The sequence below is a fragment of the Humisphaera borealis genome (assembly GCF_015169395.1).
In the GTDB taxonomy this organism is placed as follows: Bacteria; Planctomycetota; Phycisphaerae; order Tepidisphaerales; family Tepidisphaeraceae; genus Humisphaera; species Humisphaera borealis.
This window is the reverse complement of sequence record NZ_CP063458.1, coordinates 4893308-4910868: the sequence shown is the minus strand read 5'-3', so window position 1 is coordinate 4910868 and position 17561 is coordinate 4893308. Positions and strand designations below refer to the sequence as shown.

The window sequence follows — 17561 nt, the reverse complement described above, 5'->3', positions numbered from 1 at the left end:
CGACCGCTAATGGGGCTGGGTGCCATGGGCTGCGGTACTCCGCTGCCCGTGGTGACGCGTCACCTTCAGGAACACCGCCACGGGCAGACGAGTACGTCAGCCCATGGCACCCAAAAACCTCATCTGCTCGCCGCCGCTCGGCCGGCCAGGTACCCCGTCGCCCAGGCCCATTGGAAATTGAACCCGCCGATGCGGCCGTCGCAGTCGAGCACCTCACCGGCGAGGTACAAGCCGGGCACCTTCCGCGATTCCATCGTCCGATAGTCGATTTCGTTCAGCGGCACGCCGCCGGCGGTGACCTCGGCGTAGTTCCAGCCGCGGTGCTGCGCCACCGGCAGCACCAGGCCGGTGATGGCATGGGCCAGCGTCCGCCGGGCGTCGCGGGAAAGCTGGCTGGCGATCGTCGTCGGGGCCACATCGACATGGGCGAGGATCGCCGCCGCAACGCGCTCCGACAGCTTGGTGGACAGCAGTGTCAGCATCGACGCCCGCGGGCGGTCGGCGGTCCATTTCATCATCGCCTGCTCGATACTCTCGAAGGTCTCTCCAGGCAGCAGGTTGCACTTCATCGTCGGCTCGCCGCCGGTCTCCTTCGCCACCGTCCAGTGGCGACTGGCGTCCATCACCACCGGGCCGCTGATGCCGATGTGCGTCCAGAGCAGACTCCCCGTCCGGCGGTCGATGCGTTTGCCGCCGGACGTCACCGTCAGTTCCACGTCCTGTGATACGCCCGCCAGCGTCGCGTGAAACATCTTCGCATCGAGCACCAGCGGCACCAGCGCGGCGTAGGTTGGTGTCACAGTGTGACCCATCTGCCGAAGAATGTCCCATCCCGAGCCGTCGCTGCCGCTGCGGGGCAGAGATCGCCCGCCGGTGCTCACGATGACCCGCGAGCAGTACGTCACGCCCTGTGCGTGCTCGATACGAAATTGGCGGTCGGTTGCATCGGTGGTCTCGGCGGAATCCGGCGCAACGATGCGCGTCACCCGGCTGGAGGTTTGCAGCACGACATTCAGAGCCCGGCATCGTTCCAGCAGCGCCGACAGCACCGCCCGCGCGGTATTGGCGACCGGGAAAAGCTTGCCGGTCTCTTCCTGCCGCAATTCCACGCCCATGTCGGAGAACCAGCGGATGGTTGCCGCCACGTCGAACGCCGACATCACGTTGCGCACGATGTTCTGAGAACCGTTGAAATCCTGTGGCCGAACCTGGTGGTGGGTGACATTACACCGCCCGCCGCCGGCGACGAGGATCTTCGCGCCGAGTGTCTTGGCCCCGTCAAGCACGATGATGCGACGTCCGGGCGGGGCCGCCTCGGCGGCGAAGATTGCCGCGGCGAGCCCGGCCGCCCCGCCGCCAACGATCGCTAGGTCGGCCGTCTCGGTATTGTTCGCCGGGTCGTCCATCAGCGGACCTGCAACAGGATGAGCTTGAGATACTGCAATTCGCGGCAGACCAGCGGAAACGGATGATCCGCCGGCTGTCCGAACACGCCCAGGACGGTCGCCCGCCGCCGGGCTCGCGATACCGCGACCTCAGACAGTTCGAAGAACATCTCCGACGAGATATGGCTGGAGCAGGACGACAGCGCGATGATGCCGCCGGGCGCAACCACACCCAACGCCGACGCAAACAAGGTCTGGTAGCTTTGCGTCGCCTTCTCCACGTAGCGGGCGGCCGGCGCGAACGACGGCGGATCGACGATCACCAGGTCCCACGTTCGCTTCGCCGCGCGCGATTCTTCCAGGAACTGGAACACGTCGGCGGCAACCGCGTGGTGAGCGTCTTCGGGCAGATCGTTCAATCGCCAGTTCAGGCGGGCGTCTTCCGTCGCCGGCTTGGCCTGATCGACACTGGTCACGTCTGTAGCGCCGTTGACGCCGGCGTAAATCGAGAATCCGCCGGTGTAGGAAAAGAGGTTCAGCACCGTTCGCCCGCGGGCCAGGTCGCCGATACGGGCACGGTTGTCGCGCTGGTCGAAGAAAAAGCCGGTCTTCTGTCCGTCCACCAGGTTGGCGGCAAAGCGCTTTCCGTTTTCGAGGAACTCAACAGGCGCCGTCGGCGTCTTGCCGCGCACGGCGCGGCCGCGCGTCGGCGCATCGGACCGGAACTTCAAGTAGACGTTGGCGATCGAAAGTCGCTCGGCGAGCCAGTCGGCGACGGCATCCACATTCCAGAACGCCGAGGGCGCGTCGCCGTCCAGTTTCAGCACGGCGTGATCGCCGTACAGGTCGCAGGTGAGGCCGGGCAGGCCGTCCCCTTCGCCGCCGACGAGCCTGAAGCCCGTGGTCTTTTCATCGAACAGGCCATGGCGAAGCTCCAAAGCTGCATCGAGCTTGGCGAGCACCAGGTCGTCGTTGAGCTTCTCCCCGTCCACGCCGCACACCCGGACGGCGAGCGGACCGGCAGGGTCATACATCCCGAACGCGAGCAGCTTGCTGTCCTTGTCAAACACCACCGCCCGGCTGCCCACCGGCGCTGCCGGCAAATCTTTCAGCCAGTCGCGGAAGATCCACGGGTATCCCTGCTTAAGGACCCGCGTCCGATCACGGACCAGGCGAAGGCGAACGGGTTCCTGTTGTTCTGTTCGAATAAAGCTCATGGCGACGCGATCCGTGAAAAGCCGACCCTCGATCGCACCGCGTGGCGAAGGAGGCAGCGAGCATACGCGTTGACCCGATCGTCGCAACAGCGTTGACGCCCTGGTGATCCCTCGGATTGCATTCACCCACCCGAGCCGTTAGCGTCAGAAGCGTCCCATTCCCCAGCGACAAGGAGGTCGCATCATGTCCAATACCAAGTTCAATATCTTTCTGCTGGTCCTGTTCGGCGCGGCCATGCCCGCGGCGGTGGTGCTTTCGACAAACCTGGCCCGCAGCAGCTTCGAAAAGGTCAAGCTGCGTGATCAGACCATTACCGTGAAAGGGTACGCCGAGCGGCCGATCTCATCCGACCGCGCGGTGTTCTCCGCAGAAATCGGCGCCCGCGAGAAGGAACTCACTGCCGCGTACACCAAGCTCGAAGCCGACCGCGCCAAGGTCATGGCGTTCCTGGCGACCAAAGGGTTTGCCGGGGACCAGGTGCAACTCGGCCCCGTCGCCATTCGCACCCTCTACTCGCGCGACGCCAAGGGCAACCCCACCAATCAGATCGAACTGCACTCCGTCAGCCAGTCGGTGACGATCGCGTCGGCAACCGTCAAGTCGATCGCCGACGCCGCCCGCGACATCAGCACCGTCATCCGCGACGGCGTCGAGCTGTCGGCGTCTCCGCCGCAGTACAGCTACACCAAGCTCGATGACGTCAAACTTCAGATGATCGCCGAGGCCACCGGCAACGCCCGCCTGCGGGGCGAGGCACTGGTGAAGAATTCCAACAACCGCCTCGGGACGTTGCGCTCAGCCAGTCAGGGCGTGTTCCAGATCACGCCCGCTTTCTCGACCGAGATCTCCGATTCCGGCGTGAACGATACCTCGAGCATCGACAAGACGATCAAGGCGACCGTGACGATCGAATATGCCATCGAATGACCGGGTCGTGGCGTGGTGTTACTCCAGGTCCCCCACCAGCAAAATCGCCGCCGGGTAGAACGCCCGGCCGTCAAACCGCTCGGGCTTGTCGATCTTCTCGTTCCGCTGCGACAGGATCTTCGCCTTGTCCGGCTGGTCGGGATGGATCTCGATCTTGACGGTGTGGACGGCATCCGCGAGTTCGGTGCCGATCAGAAGCGTCGCCAGGCGGTGGTAGGTGCAGTAGGCATCAAACCGCGGCCGGGTGACCGGCGGCTTGTCGTCGATGGTGATCGTCACCTGCCCGCAATCGGGGCCGATGATGTCGTAGATCGCTGCCCGCGTGCCCTTGAACTTGAAGGCAATCGTCTGGCCCGGCTGATCGGCCTTGTGAAGCGTGCTGACACGGTTGGCAAACCGCTTGGCGATGTCATTCGACGCCGGCGTCAGCGCGACGACGCCTTCGGACAGCGTCGCTTTGGTGATGGGGATCATCTTCGCGTTCTCGTAGTTGTCGGCGGTCAGCGGGGCCTTGAGTTCGTGCTTGGCGGGTTTTCCGCTGGCTTTCTGAATCGCCGGCAGCGAGCGGATGATCGCCTTGAGGTAAAGCTCGTGACCGGTTTCGGGGAAGGGGTGAACGCCGTCGGGGGAGAAGACCATCTTCCCGCCGGCGGCCGCCTTCTGTTCGTCGGTTTTGGGCAGCGTGCCCTTCATGATCAGCTTCTGATCTTTGACGAGCCGCGCCACCTCCATGCCCATGTGGATGCTGGGTATGCCGTAGTGCTCGGCGACGCGTTCCATCACGCTGGCGGCGCGGGGGAAATTGCCTTCCTGCAGCGTGGGGACGAAACCATCGACCAGCGTATAGACGAAGCAGATGTCGCAGTCGGGCAGTGCCTTCCACGTCTGGCGGACGATGCCTTCCATGCAGCGGAAGATCTGACCCGGCTCCGCCCCGCCGTCGTTCACGGCAAACTCGACGAACAGCAGATCGGGCTTGTGAACCAGCACGTCCTGCTGCAGGCGGAAGACACCCAGATCCGATCCGGTGCCGCCGATCGCCGCGTTGATCTCTTCGAACTTCGCCTTGGGGTAGGTGTCGCGGAAAAGGGCGAGTGTCTTGGGTCGCCAGCCCGCTTGTGCGGTAATCGACCCGCCGAAGTAGGCGATCTTCAGGCTCGCGCCGTCGGTCGCGGCCTTAGCAAAGAAGTTGGGCAGCCCCGCGCGCGGCTTGCATTCCACGGCCTTGGCGAGCGGAAAATCCGCCGACCTGGCAAGAGAGGACACGGCCAGGACGGCGAGCGCGACGAGCGGGAAGAGGCGTCGATTCATAGCGGTATTGCAATGAGAGGATGGCTCTTTCGCAAGTCGAGGGAAGAGAGATCACCACGGAGGCACGGAGACACGGAGGGTAACTTGGCGAACAGCGCCAACCTGTCATTCGGAGGGCGTGTGAGTTTTTGAAGAGCCGCGCACGAAGTAGGCGGAGTTTGATCTGAGACCGACTGTTCCCACTTACTTCGTGCGCAGCTCCTCAAAAACGCATTCGCTCTCCGGATGACAGGTTATGCCACTCGCCGAATTGCCCTCCGTGTCTCCGTGCCTCCGTGGTGGTCCCCATCTTTTGCGGTCTTCCCCGGCCCCCCGCAACCCAGGTTTCTCCGCCCGGCTAATAGCGGACGTGGTGAATATTTTCACCGAGACAGACGGCCAATTGTCGATAGAATACGCTAGGTATGTTCGACGAACTGGGCTCTGCTACGCGTCTGACACGTCACGACCGTTCTGCTGCATCGCTTCGCCTCTCCTACCTCCCTGGGCCGGAACGTGGCCTCTTTCGCATCGGACCCGGAAAGTAAACACGGGGTCCTGTCAGGCCCAATTCAGGAGACATTCCATGGGCAGCAAGTTGTATGTCGGTAACCTCAGCTATAACACGAGCAGCTCGGATCTCGAGCAGCTCTTCGCCCAGCACGGCACCGTGCAGAGCGCTGAGATCATCTCCGACCGTGATACCGGCCGCAGCAAGGGCTTCGGCTTCGTGCAGATGGGTTCGGACGACGAGGCCCAGGCCGCGATCGACGCCCTCAACGGCCAGGAAGTCGACGGCCGCACCCTGACCGTCAACGTGGCCAAGCCCCGCGAAGACCGCCCCCGTGGCGGTGGTGGTGGTGGTGGTGGCGGCTACGGTGGTGGCGGCGGCGGTGGCCGTGGTGGCTACGGCGGTGGTGGTGGCGGTCGTAGCGGCGGCGGCGGTGGCCGCGGTGGCTACGGCGGTGGTGGTGGTGGCGGCGGTGGCCGTGGCGGCGACCGCGGTGGCCGCGATCGCTACTAATCCAGCCTTTCGCTGAACCCCGATCTCAATTCAAACGCCCGCGGACGAGACCTCGTCCGCGGGCGTTTTCGTTTCCCCGTCACTTCAATCACGCCTTGCCCGGTATTGCCGCATCGGCGCCCCGGTGAATCCACGACCTTGGCAAGAAACATCAAGCGTGATCTGGACGGCGAGCAGACAATTGCAGTATCGTGCTCTGCGTACTGGATTACACGCTAACCGCGCCCCGTGAGAAGGACAGATACATGCCGCAAAGCCAGAATGCCGACGCCGTCCGTACGATCGAAGCCCTCGAACCGCGCCGCCTTTTTGCGGCGGGACAGCTTGATACATCGTTCAGCGGCGACGGCCTACTGGATACCGACGTCATCGATGCTGCCGTTCAGGCCGACGGAAAGATTCTCACCGTCTACGCCAGAAACCTGACCCGGCTGAACGCCAACGGGTCGATCGATACCACCTTCGGAACCGGAGGCAGCCTCAAACTGCCCGTCACGCCGACGATTTGGGCCTCACACAATCCCGGTGTCGTCGCACTTCAGCCCGACGGAAAAATCGTCGTCGCCGCCGTCGACTACTCCGAACTACCAGTACCAATCAATGGACTGCGCGTCATGCGGTTCCTGCCCAACGGAAAGCTGGATACCTCGTTCGACGGCGACGGTGTTTTCAGTACTGATCAGGTCACTCAGCCTGGTCAGGTCCTGATTCAGCGCGACGGCAAGATCGTAGTGATTGGCGGAACCGAAAACGTTTTCTCGAATGATGATGTCTCGATTCTTCGCCTGACGGCCTCGGGCAATCGCGACGTCACGTTCGGCACCCCAAGCGTCGCACCCGGAGCGACGCCCGGCTTACGCACCGGCATTCGTTACGTGGGGTTCGGTGGAGAAGACAGCGGCTACGCAGGCGCGATCGATTACCAGGGAACGGCCACGACCAACCCTCGCTATGGGTACATTTCCGTTGTTGGTTACGCCGGGGGCAAGTTCGGTGTGGCCCGGTTGAAGGCCAACGGGGACATGGACAACAGTTTCAGCGACGACGGACGACTCACGCAGACGTTCAACTCCACCTACATCGCTGCCGCTGTTTCTGTCGTTCTGCAGCCCGGTGGAAAGGTCGTTGTCGCCGGCAAGCAGCAACACCCCAGCAACGGGAACCAGACGGCCAATGTCGTGCGGTACACGTCCGCCGGCGTGGTGGATACCACCTTCGGTTCCGCCGGCTTCAGGCCCATCGCGCTTCGAACCACCACCGACTCGTCCGAGGTCAGCATGGTGCAGACGTTCGGGGGCAAGCTCATGCTCAGCGGCGACTTCAACAACGCCGACCTTTACGCCATCACCAAAGACGGCCAGATCGATACCTCGTTTGGAAATGCGGGCGCCGCGCAACTCGGTACAGCCGATACGTTCGTCGGCGGGCGGCTCTACAACGCCCCCGGGAACAAGCTCATCTTTTCAGACGGCTTCGCGCGACTGGGCCGGGTTCTGGATCTCGGCCCCACCGTTGAACTTAGTACGATCGACTCAGTCGCGTCCGAAACAGCCGGCAACAGCGCGACGGTATTCGTCACGCGTGGGGAAAGGCTTCCCGTGGCGACGCGCGTCTACTTCAACGTGTCAGGGACGGCCAGCCGGCCGCAGTCGCGCACCGGCCCGATCGATTACGCCGGCCTGACGCCCAATATCGGTCCGCTCGACAACCGCTACTACGTGGACATCCCCGCGAATGAAACGTTCGCCCTGGTGACGATCACGCCCGTCAACGACACGCTCGTTGAGCCGTCTGAAACCGTCATCTTTACGCTCGCCGCCGACAACGCGTATTCGAACAACGCCGCCAAGTCGTCGGTCATGCTGCGCATCGATGACAATGACGTCGCACCGCGATCGCTTAGCGCCACCGCCGACACGTATGTGCAAAGCGGTGGGCAGTCCGGGACCAACTTTGGCGCGACCACGCCGCTCCAGGTGAAGAACGCGCCGCCGGCTTCCGGGCTCTACCGGGAGGCGTATCTCAAGTTTGACCTCAGCTCCGTGTCCACCGTCAGTGCCGCGCGGCTCCGCCTGTTCGGCTCGTTGAACAACACAAACGTTCCCAGCCTTCTGGCGCAGGTCTGCTCGTCGAGTTCAACCTCCTGGACTGAAGGCTCGCTGAACTACAACAATCGCCCGGCGGTATCGAGCACGGTACTGGCCAGCGCGACGATCGTCGGCACGACATCGGCGTGGTACGAGTTCGATCTCACGAACTTCATCCGCGCAGAAAAGCTGGCCGGGCGGAACATCGTGACGCTCGTGCTCCGCAACATCAGTCCGAATCCCGCGACTGATCCGTACATCCGCTTCAACTCCCGCGAAGCCGGCTCGAACAAGCCGGAATTGCTCGTCTCCTGATGTGAACCGAGACATTGCGCCTCGCTCATGACGACGGCCGGCAAGTCCGTCGCGGTTGTCCGTTGGTAAGTGCAGAACCGCATCGAGAGACGGTTTCCAACGGGCCCTTGACCCAACTCCGCACGAGTGTATACTTAACTAATTAGTTAATTAGTCGATTGGTTAACTTCGATGCCCGACACGCTCAGCCTCACCTTCGCCGCCCTTTCCGACCCTACCCGCCGGGCGATTCTGCATCGGCTTTCCAAGGGGGAGGCAAATGTCTCGGACCTGGCCCGACCGTTTGACATGAGCCTGCCTGCGATCACCAAGCACCTGAAGGTGCTGGAAAAGGCCGGGCTGATCAGCAAGAGCCGGGAGGCCCAGCGGCGGCCGTGCAAGCTCAACCCGGACGCGTTGAAGGTCGCGGTCGACTGGATCGAGCAGTACCGCGTGTTCTGGGAAGAGAGCTTCGACCGCCTCGACGAGCATCTGAAGTCGATCACCGCGAAACAGAACCAGAAAGGAAAGTGACATGCCCGCCAACCCGCCCAAGCGCCCCGCCGACCGCCCCGACGAACTTTACATCACCCGCGTTTACGACGCGCCGGTGTCGGCGGTCTGGGACGCCTGGACCGACACCGAGCAGGTCGCCAAATGGTGGGGGCCGCGCGGCTTCACGCTGACGACGCATAGCAAAGACCTCCGCGTCGGCGGGCACTGGACCTACATCATGCACGGGCCTGACGGCACCGACTACCCGAACAAGACCACCTACTACGAAGTCGAACCGGGCCGAAAGCTCGTCTACGACCACGGAGCCAGCGACGACCGCCCGCCGTTGTTCCGTGTGACCGTTTTCTTCACGGAAGAAGACGGCAAGACCCGCATGGACATGACCATGTCCCTGGCCACGCCCGAGGCGGCGACGGAGATCAAGAAGTTCATCAAGAAAGCCGGCGGCGAAGCGACCTGGGACCGGCTGGCCGAGTACCTCGGCAAGGAACGGGCCGGCAAAGAGCTGTTTGTCATCAACCGAACGTTCTCAGCGCCGATCGAGACGATGTTCGAGGTGTGGACCAACCCCGATCACTTCTCGCAATGGATTCCGCCGACCGGCTTCACGATGAAGTTCATCCGCGCCGACATCCGCCCCGGCGGCAGTACGTTCTATGTGATGACCGGCGGCAACAACCTCACCATGTACGGCCGGGCGCACTACATCGAGATCGCCAGGCCACACCGGCTTGTCTACACGCAGGAGTTCGTGGACGAGCAGGAGAACATCAGCCGACATCCGCTGGCCCCCACCTGGCCGCCGGCGATGCTGACGATCGTGACGTTCACCGAGGAAGGCCCGGACAAGACCCGTGTCACGGTCGAGTGGCAGCCGCACGGAAATTCGACCGCCGAGGAGATCGCGACATTCGTGCAGTCCCGCGCCGGAATGACGATGGGCTGGACCGGCTCGTTCGACAAGCTGGAGGCGAAGTTGGCGGCGAGGTAGGGGCAGACGGCGTCTGCCCGCGGCCCATCGGCACTGGCGGCTTGTGTGTTTCCAACAACGCTCGTTTGCGCCGACGGCGGCACCTGCCTACAATCGCGGGCAATGGCTGTGATCGCTATTTCTGGGCCCAGCCGTGCAAACGTAATTGTGTTTGTCCCGTCACACGTGTTCTGGAGTCGTTATGAGCCTTCAATCCGTCGCGAAGCAGTTCGTTGATCTGTGCAACCAGGGGAAGAACTTCGACGTCATGCAGACGATGTACGCCCCCGACATCGTCTCGGTCGAAGCCAGCGGCAACGAGACTGCCGGGCAGGAAGCGGTCATCCAGAAGTCGAAGAACTGGGCCGCCGGGCTGACGCTGCACGGCGAGAAGGTCCGCGGGCCGTTCTTTAATGGCCCCAACCAGTTCGCGGTTCATTTCACGTTCGAAGTCACGCCAAAAGCCACCGGCCAGCGCGTGACGCAGGAAGAGGTGGGCGTGTATACGGTGAATGCCGCCGATAAGATCGTCCGCGAGCAGTTCTTCTACGAAGGCAACTGGTGAATCGGAGAAGGGTCGCCCGCGGTCAGCGTGCGGACGGCGGCAGAAGAGGACGATGAGGCTCTTGCGACGACTACTCATCGCGTGCTGGCTTGTCGCGGTCGGTGCCGTGCTGCTCTTCAATGTCCGCCTCTATTGCGCGTCGCCGCTGGCACGTCATCCGTCCGAAGCGCCACCGACACTGGTCGCTCAATTGGCGGCCAACCGCGCGGCCCTTGATGCGGGCTCGCCGGCACAGATGCAGAAGCTGTTCCCCGAAGGCTTCTACTTCAGCTATGTGTTTCACGGGCTGACGTGGGTCGAGCTCGCGATGCGCGATCCATCGCATACTCGGCAGGCGATTGACGAAGCCGTCGGGTGCCTGGCACAGCTCGAGTCGCCCGCAGGGCGCGAGCCGTTCCCGCCGAACCTGCCGCCGGAACGGGGCATGTTCTACTCGGCGTGGAAGTGCTCCTTGCGGGCCGGCATCGTCGTGCTGCAGCAGGGACGCGATCCGAACCAGCTTCGCGATCTGCAACGGGATTGCGATGCGATCGCCGCGACCCTAGGCAATTCTAAAACGCCGTTCCCGCCGTCGTACGAGAACGCCGCTTGGCCGTGCGACACATTGCCGGCGATCCACGCGCTGGCGGCTTATGACCGCGTCACGGGGGAGAATCGCTATCGCGACGTCATCGCGGTCTGGCTCAGTGCCGCTCGCAACCGGCTCGACCCGGCGACCGGCCTGTTCCCGCACACCGCCGGCCTTCCGGACGGCCAGCCCGGCAGCGTGGCGCGGGCGACATCGCAGGTCGTCATCCTGCGATATCTCCCTGACATCGATCCGGCGTTTGCCAGGTCGCAGTACCAGACCTTCCGAGACCGCTTCGTCACCACATTTGCTGGCGTGCCATGCGTGTTGGAGTACCCGTCGGGGATCGAAGGGCCGGGCGATGTCGATAGTGGCCCGCTGATTTTCGGCCGCAGTCCGTCCGCGACGGCGATGATGATGGGCATCGCGCAAATCTACGGCGACCTGCCCCTGGCCGATGCGATCGCGCAAGCCGGGGAGACGGTCGGAATGCCCTGGACATCGGAAGGCCAGAAGCGCTACATCGGCGGTCAACTTCCGATCGGCGACATCATCGTCGCGCACGCGCACGTCACCCGCCCATGGTTCGCCGGCCAACAGCACGAGCCTGACGTGAAGTACGCCGTCTCGTCGCTGTGGCGATGGAAGACCCATGCCTTGTCGATGGTGGTGCTGCTACCGGTGATTCCGTTCGCGATTCGCCGACTGCGACGTAAGCGCAATCACTCGCCAACCCACCCGCCCGGGTAGCCCTCTGCGACGGTTGTTCTCGGGTCACTACGACCAGTTTCGTGCTGGACTTTATACGTCCGTACAATATACTAACATGCATTGAGAATAGCAAGGGTTTTCTGCGGCGATTGAGCACCGCCAGAACTGTTACGTCGGATCAGGCAAAGGGATCGCGACGTGTCGGGCGACCAACTGCGCTGGATCTCGGGTTCGTTTGGCAAAACGCCTCGGGTTCGTTTGGCGGAGCGGCTTGGGTTCGTTCGGCGGTCCGAGGTGCGAACGTCGGACGGCGATCGCCACGGGCAAGCGAATACGCTTGCCCATGCCACCCAGTTGTCGCGCCGCGTCGTCGCACGGCCAGCGCCGCTTTCTCGGGTTCGTTTGGCGTACCTGGTCGCGGTCACCCGGCTCATCCGCCGGTCGGGAATGTGACCTCGAGCCAGACGCAGTCGGACAGTGTTTTGATCGTCGGCTCGTTCATCTTGGCAGGAAGGAGGACTGTTTCGCCTTTGCCGATGGTCGTCACCGGGCCGCCTTTAACGCGGATCTCGGCCTGGCCTTCCATCATCATCCAGACGACCGGAACGTCGTACGGGATGGGTTCCTGGACGCCTTCGGTGAACCGCACTTTTTCGATCTTGAAGTACGGGCAGTCGACCAGCTTGCTGACGGTGGTGTGCATGCCGCCGACGTGGCTGCGCTCCTGCTTCGGCTCGGGCTTGCCGCTGAAGTCGATGCATTCGAGCGCCTCAGCGACGTGTAGCTTGCGCGGCTTGCCGGTCTCGGCCTCGATGCGGTTGAAGTCGAACACGCGGTAAGTCGTGTCGCTAGGCGTCTGCACCTCGGCGACGAGAATGCCGGCGCCCAGCGCGTGAACCGTGCCGCTGGGAAGGAAGTGGCAGTCGCCGTCTTTGACCGCGATCGCCTGGATCATCGATTCAACGATGCCGGCTTCGATGCCGCGTTCGAACTTCTCGCGCGAGACATGGGGCATGAGCCCTTTAAGGATGCGCGACCCGGGATCATGCTGCATGACGTACCAGGCCTCGGTCTTGAGGTACGCGCCGGGGTGGCTGCTGGCGTAGGCGTCGTCGGGGTGGACCTGGACCGACAGGTCTTCCTTGGCGTCGAGGAACTTGATCAGGATCGGGAACTGCCCGGTTGTCGAGCCCGCGACCGGCAGCAAGTGGACATCGCCATGAATCGCGACGCCGAACTCTTCGATCAGCGAGTGCAGCGACCGCCCGGCGAGCGGGCCGTTGGCGACCTCGGCGCTTACCCACCCGGCCGACTTGTCCACCACACCGGGCGGAAAATCGAACAGCTCCCAGCTTTCGCCGATGGGCTTGGGCGATGGAAGGGTTTTGCCGAGGATGGTTTCGAACTTTCGGCCGCCCCAGATCTTCTCGACGAAGCGGGGTTTGAACTTCAGGGGATAAAGCGCTGTCACGGGGAGTCCTTATGGGTACTGAGATGAAAGTGCTGAGTGCTGAGCACGGATATCTGAGGGCGAAGCTTCACTCAGCACTCAGCACTCTCGTCTCAGCACTCTCAAAAGGTGCATCTTCTTCATCGGCAAAATAGCGTTAGCCTTGGCGCGGGAAACATTTTGTATCAGGCGTTTGCCGTCGCAACTCCTTGACCTGCCGGAGGCTGCCGACATGGGTAAACATCCTTTCCTAACCCCTCCCGTTGCAACGGCAACCGGTTCCGATAACCTCCGGTCTCAGGAGGTCGCGGTACCCGCGCGGCCGGGCGCACGGAGGCGACGTCAACCTCATTCCCGCCGGCCAGCCGACCGCATCTTCCGCCCAGGCGATCACCCATTCATGACTGCATCCAACGGCCACGTCAACGGTCATTCGAAAACCTTCGTTGTGGATACGAATGTCCTGCTCCACAACCCCAACTCGATCTTCCTCTTCGCCGACAACGAAGTGATCATTCCGTTTGACGTCATCGAAGAGCTGGACAAGTTCAAAACCGGCACCGACGACCTCGGCCGCAACGCCCGTTCGGTCATCCGTCATCTCGACCGGCTCCGCGACAGCGGCAACCTTGCCGAAGGCGTAACCCACCCCCACGAGCCCAAGGGCCGCATTCGCGTCATCCTGGAAGAATCGCAGCAGCTCTTCCCCGGCCTGACGCACAACAGCCCTGACAACCGCATCATCTCATGCGCGCTGGACCTGAAGAAACAGGGCAAGCACGTCATCTTCATCACCAAGGACATGAACGCCCGCATCAAGAGCGATGCGCTGGGTCTGGTGGCCGAAGACTTCGAAAACCAGAAGGTGGATTTCGACCGGCTGTACACCGGGTATCGCGAGATGTCGGTGTCGTCGAAGGTGATCGACAAGCTCTTCACCGACAAGCTGGCCCGGGTCGATGCGCCCGACCTGCTCGCCAACGAGTTCGTGTTGCTGAAAGACCAGGAAGACCCGAACCATACGGCGCTGGCGCGTTACAAGGCAGACATCGGCGCGCTGATCCCCGTACGTCCCCGCCGCGGGCCGATCTTCGGCATCATCCCGCGCAATCTGCAGCAGACGATGGCGATGGACCTGCTGCTGGACGACAGCGTGAAGCTCGTCAGCCTGATCGGCTCGGCCGGCACGGGCAAGACGCTGCTGGCGATCGCCGCCGGCATGACGAAGGTGCTCAACGAAGGCGTCTACACCAAGCTGCTGTGCGCCCGGCCGATCATGCCGTTGGGGCGCGACATCGGCTTCCTGCCCGGCGACAAGGACCAGAAGCTGACGGCCTGGATGCAGCCGATCTTCGACAACATGGGCTACCTGCTGAGCAACCGCCTGACCGCCGGCGACGGGCAGGAACACGGCAAGACCCACGCGGCGGCACTGCACACGGTTGAACAGCGCATCCAGCAGCTCATGGAAGCCGGGCAGGTGGTGCTGGAGCCTCTGACCTACATTCGTGGTCGAAGCATTCCGCACCAGTTCATGATCGTCGACGAGAGCCAGAACCTGACCCCGCACGAGGTGAAGACGATCGCCAGCCGGGTGGGCGAAGGCACAAAGCTGATCCTGACCGGCGACCCGACGCAGATCGACAACCCGTACCTCGATGCATCGAGCAACGGATTGTCGTTCCTGGTCGAACGACTAAAGGGCAAAGGCCTCGTCGGCCACGTGACGCTCGCCAAGAGCGAGCGAAGCGAGCTGGCGAGTTTGATCACTGCGGAGTTGTAAGATTCAAACGGCACCGACTGGGCGTGAGTCGGTCGACAATCTTTCTGGAATCGGCCTGAAAAACGCGCATATAATGACGTCATGGTCGCCCGGGAAGCCGAACAACTTCTGCGTCGTATGACGCGAGCGGAGAAGGCGCAACTACTGACCCGAGTTGCAGCCGACTTGGCGATGGAGCCGGAGCAGCCGGCGACCCCGGTTGCGTCGGCCATTCGGAAAACACCAGGCGTGGCTGGTGGCGACGCCTGCATTCGGAACACGCGGATTGCGGTTTGGACCCTCGTCCAACTCAAGAAATTGGGTCGAACCGAAGCGCAATTGCTGGCCGATTTCCAGGGCCTTACGCGTGACGATCTGGATGCGGCTTGGACGTACTACCGGGACCATACGTCCGAGATTGAAGAGGCGATTCTGGCCGAGGCGCGGGAGGGATGATTGGCCCGGTTCTACTCCAATGAGAACTTTCCATACCCTGTCGTTCTGGAACTTCGTCGGCTCGGTCACGATGTTCTGACCTCGATGGAGGCGGGGCAGGCAAACCAGGGAATCCCGGACGATCAGGTTGTGGCTTTCGCCACTCGGTCTGATCGTGCGGTGTTGACCCTCAATCGAAGGCACTTTCATCGCGAGCATGCGCGTTCGATGGATCACGCGGGGATCGTCACTTGCACGACCGACGCCGACTATCTGCAGATGGCGCGGCGCGTTCACGACGCCGTTAATAGGATCCCAAATCTTCACGGACAACTGGTCAAGATCACTCGCCCGGGTTGATCGAATTTGGATCCGACTGCAGGTGAGGTGTACCGGTCCGCACCGCGGACACGGGTTGGCAGTGCTGGAAGCCCGCGTCAAATTTGTCATCCATTGCGGCCGGTCATACGTATGGGTCTGCATCGCCGCCGATGAGTGCGGCTGCCCCTCTTCTATCTGGAAGGAGCATCGCGATGCGCCCCCGATCGATTCGTTCGCTTGTGGTCAGCGGCCTGGTTCCGGTCCTTGCGGCGTCGGTGCTGCCGCTGGCCGGCGGCTGTCAGAACGACAAGTCGGACGCCATGTCCGACAGCAAATCCATGACCCCGAAGATGGCCGAGAAGTCGCTCTACGAGCGGCTCGGCGGCGAACCGGCGCTGACAGCGGTCGTCGAAGATTTTGTCGGCCGAACCGCGGCCAACCCGAAGGTCAACTTCTTCCGCAAGGGCACCGACATGGAATGGAAGCCTTCTGGTGAGCAGGTCGCGATGCTCAAGAAACACCTGGTCACGTTCATCGCCGAGGCGACCGGCGGCCCCAAGGCGTACAAGGGCCGCGACATGAAAAGTAGTCACGCCGGCATGAAGATCACAAACGCCGAGTTCGACGCGCTCGCCAGCGACCTGGCGGCGTCGCTCGACAAGTTCAAGGTGCCGGCGAAGGAGAAGGGCGAGCTCATGGCGATCGCCGCCAGCACGCGCGGCGCGATCGTGGAGAAGTAGGTTCGGCATTGCGGACCGGGGGCAGTTCGCGTGCTGTCGGTCCGCAGTGCGGACCCTACCGGACTGTCCCCTGTTATCTTCCGTTCTCTTTGCTATGGACTTTGCTTCCAAGAATTTCGCCCCTCGCGATCCCACCACTCTTGCCACGTCGCTTTGTCTGCGCCGAACGACTGGCCGGTGATCGCGCGTAGCGTTTCGGCGATGTTCTGGCGGAACATCGCCGGAGAGTAGGCACGCTTCCAGTCAGCCTTCTGTTCAAATTCCGCGTCGAAACAACCTATCAGTCCCTCAACCGCGGCCTGATGCTTGTATACCGAGAGCACGGTGATTGCCTGGTTGACCACCGCTCCGGAAGGATCAGTCTTTATGGCTGTGATCAGGTGCGGGATTGCCGCCGGATCGGGACGATCGCCGAGCCGCCAGACCATGCCGCGGCGCTCGAACTCGCCGAGCGAGCGATCGGCGAGGAATTCGCAGTATCGCGGCGTCGGGTCCTTTTCCTTGAGCGTCACGATCGCCACCCTCGCGGCCCAGATCGCGGCCTTGTCGAGACCAGTGTAATACCCGCCTTCATGAAGCACGTGCGGACGAGTCACCACGTCTTCCAGCGCAGGAACGGCGGCCACGTCTCCAAGCTTCTCGACCGCTTCGATGATGTCGCGGCGGCGCAGGTGGGTAAGAAGCACTGGGAGTGCTTCGCGTGCCTTGAGCCGTGCCAGCGCATTCGCAGCTCGCTCGAAGATCTCTGCCTTCTCGACCGAGCGTTTGAGCACCGCCAATAGCGGCGCAACGGCGCGCTTGTCGCCAATGGCTACCAGGGCGAAGATCGCGCCCCGCGAAGGGTGCTCGCCGTCGAGCATTTCAATCAACGTGGGCACGGCATCACGATGCTTGAACTCTGCAAGCAGGTATGGGAAGTCAGCATCCTCGTCAGCGTGGTAGCTGATCGTGAGGGGCTCTGCAGAATCATAGTGGTGATCGGTCACATGACGTCGGTCCCGCAATGCGGCGATCATGAGCTGTGCGAGCCAGTGCGGAAGGTGATCGGAATCGCCAGACGCAACGACTCGCAGGGCCGAGTGCGCGTTGCGAACTTCCTCGTAATCCGTCAGTTTCATCGCTTCCAGAAGCTGGAGCGCGCCCGCCCGGCTGCCGAAGCGCGGCTATGGCCGCCAAGTATAGCCTTGTCACCGGCTCCTGTTCGTTGTGCATTCGACGCTCAATCTCAGACCGCACGGAATTATGCTCGTAAAGCGTGAGTCCACGATCGAGACGCCAGTTTGCCCGCGAGAGGTCGT

Annotated in this window: 16 protein-coding genes; 11 read left to right on the top strand and 5 right to left on the bottom strand. The window is 62.7% G+C overall.

The genetic code is table 11. The annotated features are described in order from the left end of the window. Positions 1-119 precede the first annotated feature (119 nt). Together IPV69_RS18280 and IPV69_RS18275 are read right to left on the bottom strand one after the other, a co-directional pair. On the bottom strand, positions 120-1406 hold the full coding sequence (locus IPV69_RS18280; protein ID WP_206291160.1) for a BaiN/RdsA family NAD(P)/FAD-dependent oxidoreductase: 1287 nt from the start codon (positions 1404-1406) through the stop codon (positions 120-122). Next, the gene (locus tag IPV69_RS18275) at positions 1406-2602 is read right to left on the bottom strand and encodes a class I SAM-dependent rRNA methyltransferase (RefSeq protein WP_206291159.1); all 1197 of its coding nucleotides are present in this window, start codon (positions 2600-2602) and stop codon (positions 1406-1408) included. Before IPV69_RS18275 ends, IPV69_RS18280 begins: the two co-directional genes overlap by 1 nt. Positions 2603-2786: 184 nt before the next feature. Here IPV69_RS18275 and IPV69_RS18270 point away from each other — a divergent pair, with 184 nt between their 5' ends. Next, a complete protein-coding gene (locus IPV69_RS18270) occupies positions 2787-3530 on the top strand; it encodes an SIMPL domain-containing protein (protein WP_206291158.1) in 744 nt (247 codons plus the stop codon). 18 nt (positions 3531-3548) lie between these two features. Here IPV69_RS18270 and IPV69_RS18265 read toward each other — a convergent pair whose 3' ends face one another. Beyond that, positions 3549-4841, bottom strand: a complete 1293-nt coding sequence (locus IPV69_RS18265; protein WP_206291157.1) for an SGNH/GDSL hydrolase family protein — start codon at positions 4839-4841, stop codon at positions 3549-3551. Between the two features lie 565 nt (positions 4842-5406). On the opposite strand from IPV69_RS18265, the gene IPV69_RS27605 reads away from it, so the two are divergent. The 6 genes from IPV69_RS27605 to IPV69_RS18235 all read left to right on the top strand — a co-directional run bounded on the left by IPV69_RS27605 (position 5407) and on the right by IPV69_RS18235 (position 11594). Next, complete coding sequence (locus IPV69_RS27605; protein WP_206291156.1) at positions 5407-5844, top strand: RNA recognition motif domain-containing protein; 438 nt, start codon at positions 5407-5409, stop codon at positions 5842-5844. A 245-nt stretch (positions 5845-6089) separates the two neighbouring features. Continuing rightward, a complete protein-coding gene (locus IPV69_RS18255; RefSeq protein ID WP_206291155.1) occupies positions 6090-8246 on the top strand; it encodes a CBM96 family carbohydrate-binding protein in 2157 nt (718 codons plus the stop codon). Positions 8247-8417: 171 nt separating this feature from the next. Further along, on the top strand, positions 8418-8759 hold the full coding sequence (locus IPV69_RS18250) for an ArsR/SmtB family transcription factor (protein ID WP_206291154.1): 342 nt from the start codon (positions 8418-8420) through the stop codon (positions 8757-8759). Position 8760: 1 nt separating this feature from the next. Next, the gene (locus IPV69_RS18245; protein ID WP_206291153.1) at positions 8761-9732 is read left to right on the top strand and encodes an SRPBCC family protein; all 972 of its coding nucleotides are present in this window, start codon (positions 8761-8763) and stop codon (positions 9730-9732) included. 181 nt (positions 9733-9913) lie between these two features. After that, the gene (locus IPV69_RS18240; RefSeq protein WP_206291152.1) at positions 9914-10276 is read left to right on the top strand and encodes a nuclear transport factor 2 family protein; all 363 of its coding nucleotides are present in this window, start codon (positions 9914-9916) and stop codon (positions 10274-10276) included. 61 nt (positions 10277-10337) lie between these two features. Continuing rightward, entirely contained in the window at positions 10338-11594 is a 1257-nt protein-coding gene (locus IPV69_RS18235; protein ID WP_206291151.1) for a hypothetical protein, read from the top strand. Positions 11595-11985: 391 nt separating this feature from the next. On the opposite strand, the gene IPV69_RS18230 is transcribed toward IPV69_RS18235, so the two are convergent. Next, positions 11986-13026, bottom strand: coding sequence for a type I phosphomannose isomerase catalytic subunit (locus tag IPV69_RS18230; protein ID WP_206291150.1), 1041 nt, complete (start codon positions 13024-13026; stop codon positions 11986-11988). 379 nt (positions 13027-13405) lie between these two features. On the opposite strand from IPV69_RS18230, the gene IPV69_RS18225 reads away from it, so the two are divergent. The 4 genes from IPV69_RS18225 (at position 13406) to IPV69_RS18210 (ending at position 16263) form a co-directional block, all read left to right on the top strand. Then, the gene (locus tag IPV69_RS18225; RefSeq protein WP_206291149.1) at positions 13406-14788 is read left to right on the top strand and encodes a PhoH family protein; all 1383 of its coding nucleotides are present in this window, start codon (positions 13406-13408) and stop codon (positions 14786-14788) included. 81 nt (positions 14789-14869) lie between these two features. Continuing rightward, on the top strand, positions 14870-15223 hold the full coding sequence (locus tag IPV69_RS27975; protein ID WP_206291148.1) for a DUF433 domain-containing protein: 354 nt from the start codon (positions 14870-14872) through the stop codon (positions 15221-15223). Continuing rightward, positions 15224-15562 carry a DUF5615 family PIN-like protein gene (locus IPV69_RS27970; RefSeq protein ID WP_206291147.1) on the top strand — a complete coding sequence of 113 codons (339 nt, stop codon included), beginning with the start codon at positions 15224-15226 and terminating at the stop codon, positions 15560-15562. It abuts the gene before it with no gap. 173 nt (positions 15563-15735) lie between these two features. Then, on the top strand, positions 15736-16263 hold the full coding sequence (locus IPV69_RS18210) for a group I truncated hemoglobin (protein WP_206291146.1): 528 nt from the start codon (positions 15736-15738) through the stop codon (positions 16261-16263). Between the two features lie 92 nt (positions 16264-16355). On the opposite strand, the gene IPV69_RS18205 is transcribed toward IPV69_RS18210, so the two are convergent. Further along, on the bottom strand, positions 16356-17381 hold the full coding sequence (locus IPV69_RS18205) for a HEAT repeat domain-containing protein (RefSeq protein ID WP_206291145.1): 1026 nt from the start codon (positions 17379-17381) through the stop codon (positions 16356-16358). Positions 17382-17561 lie beyond the last annotated feature (180 nt).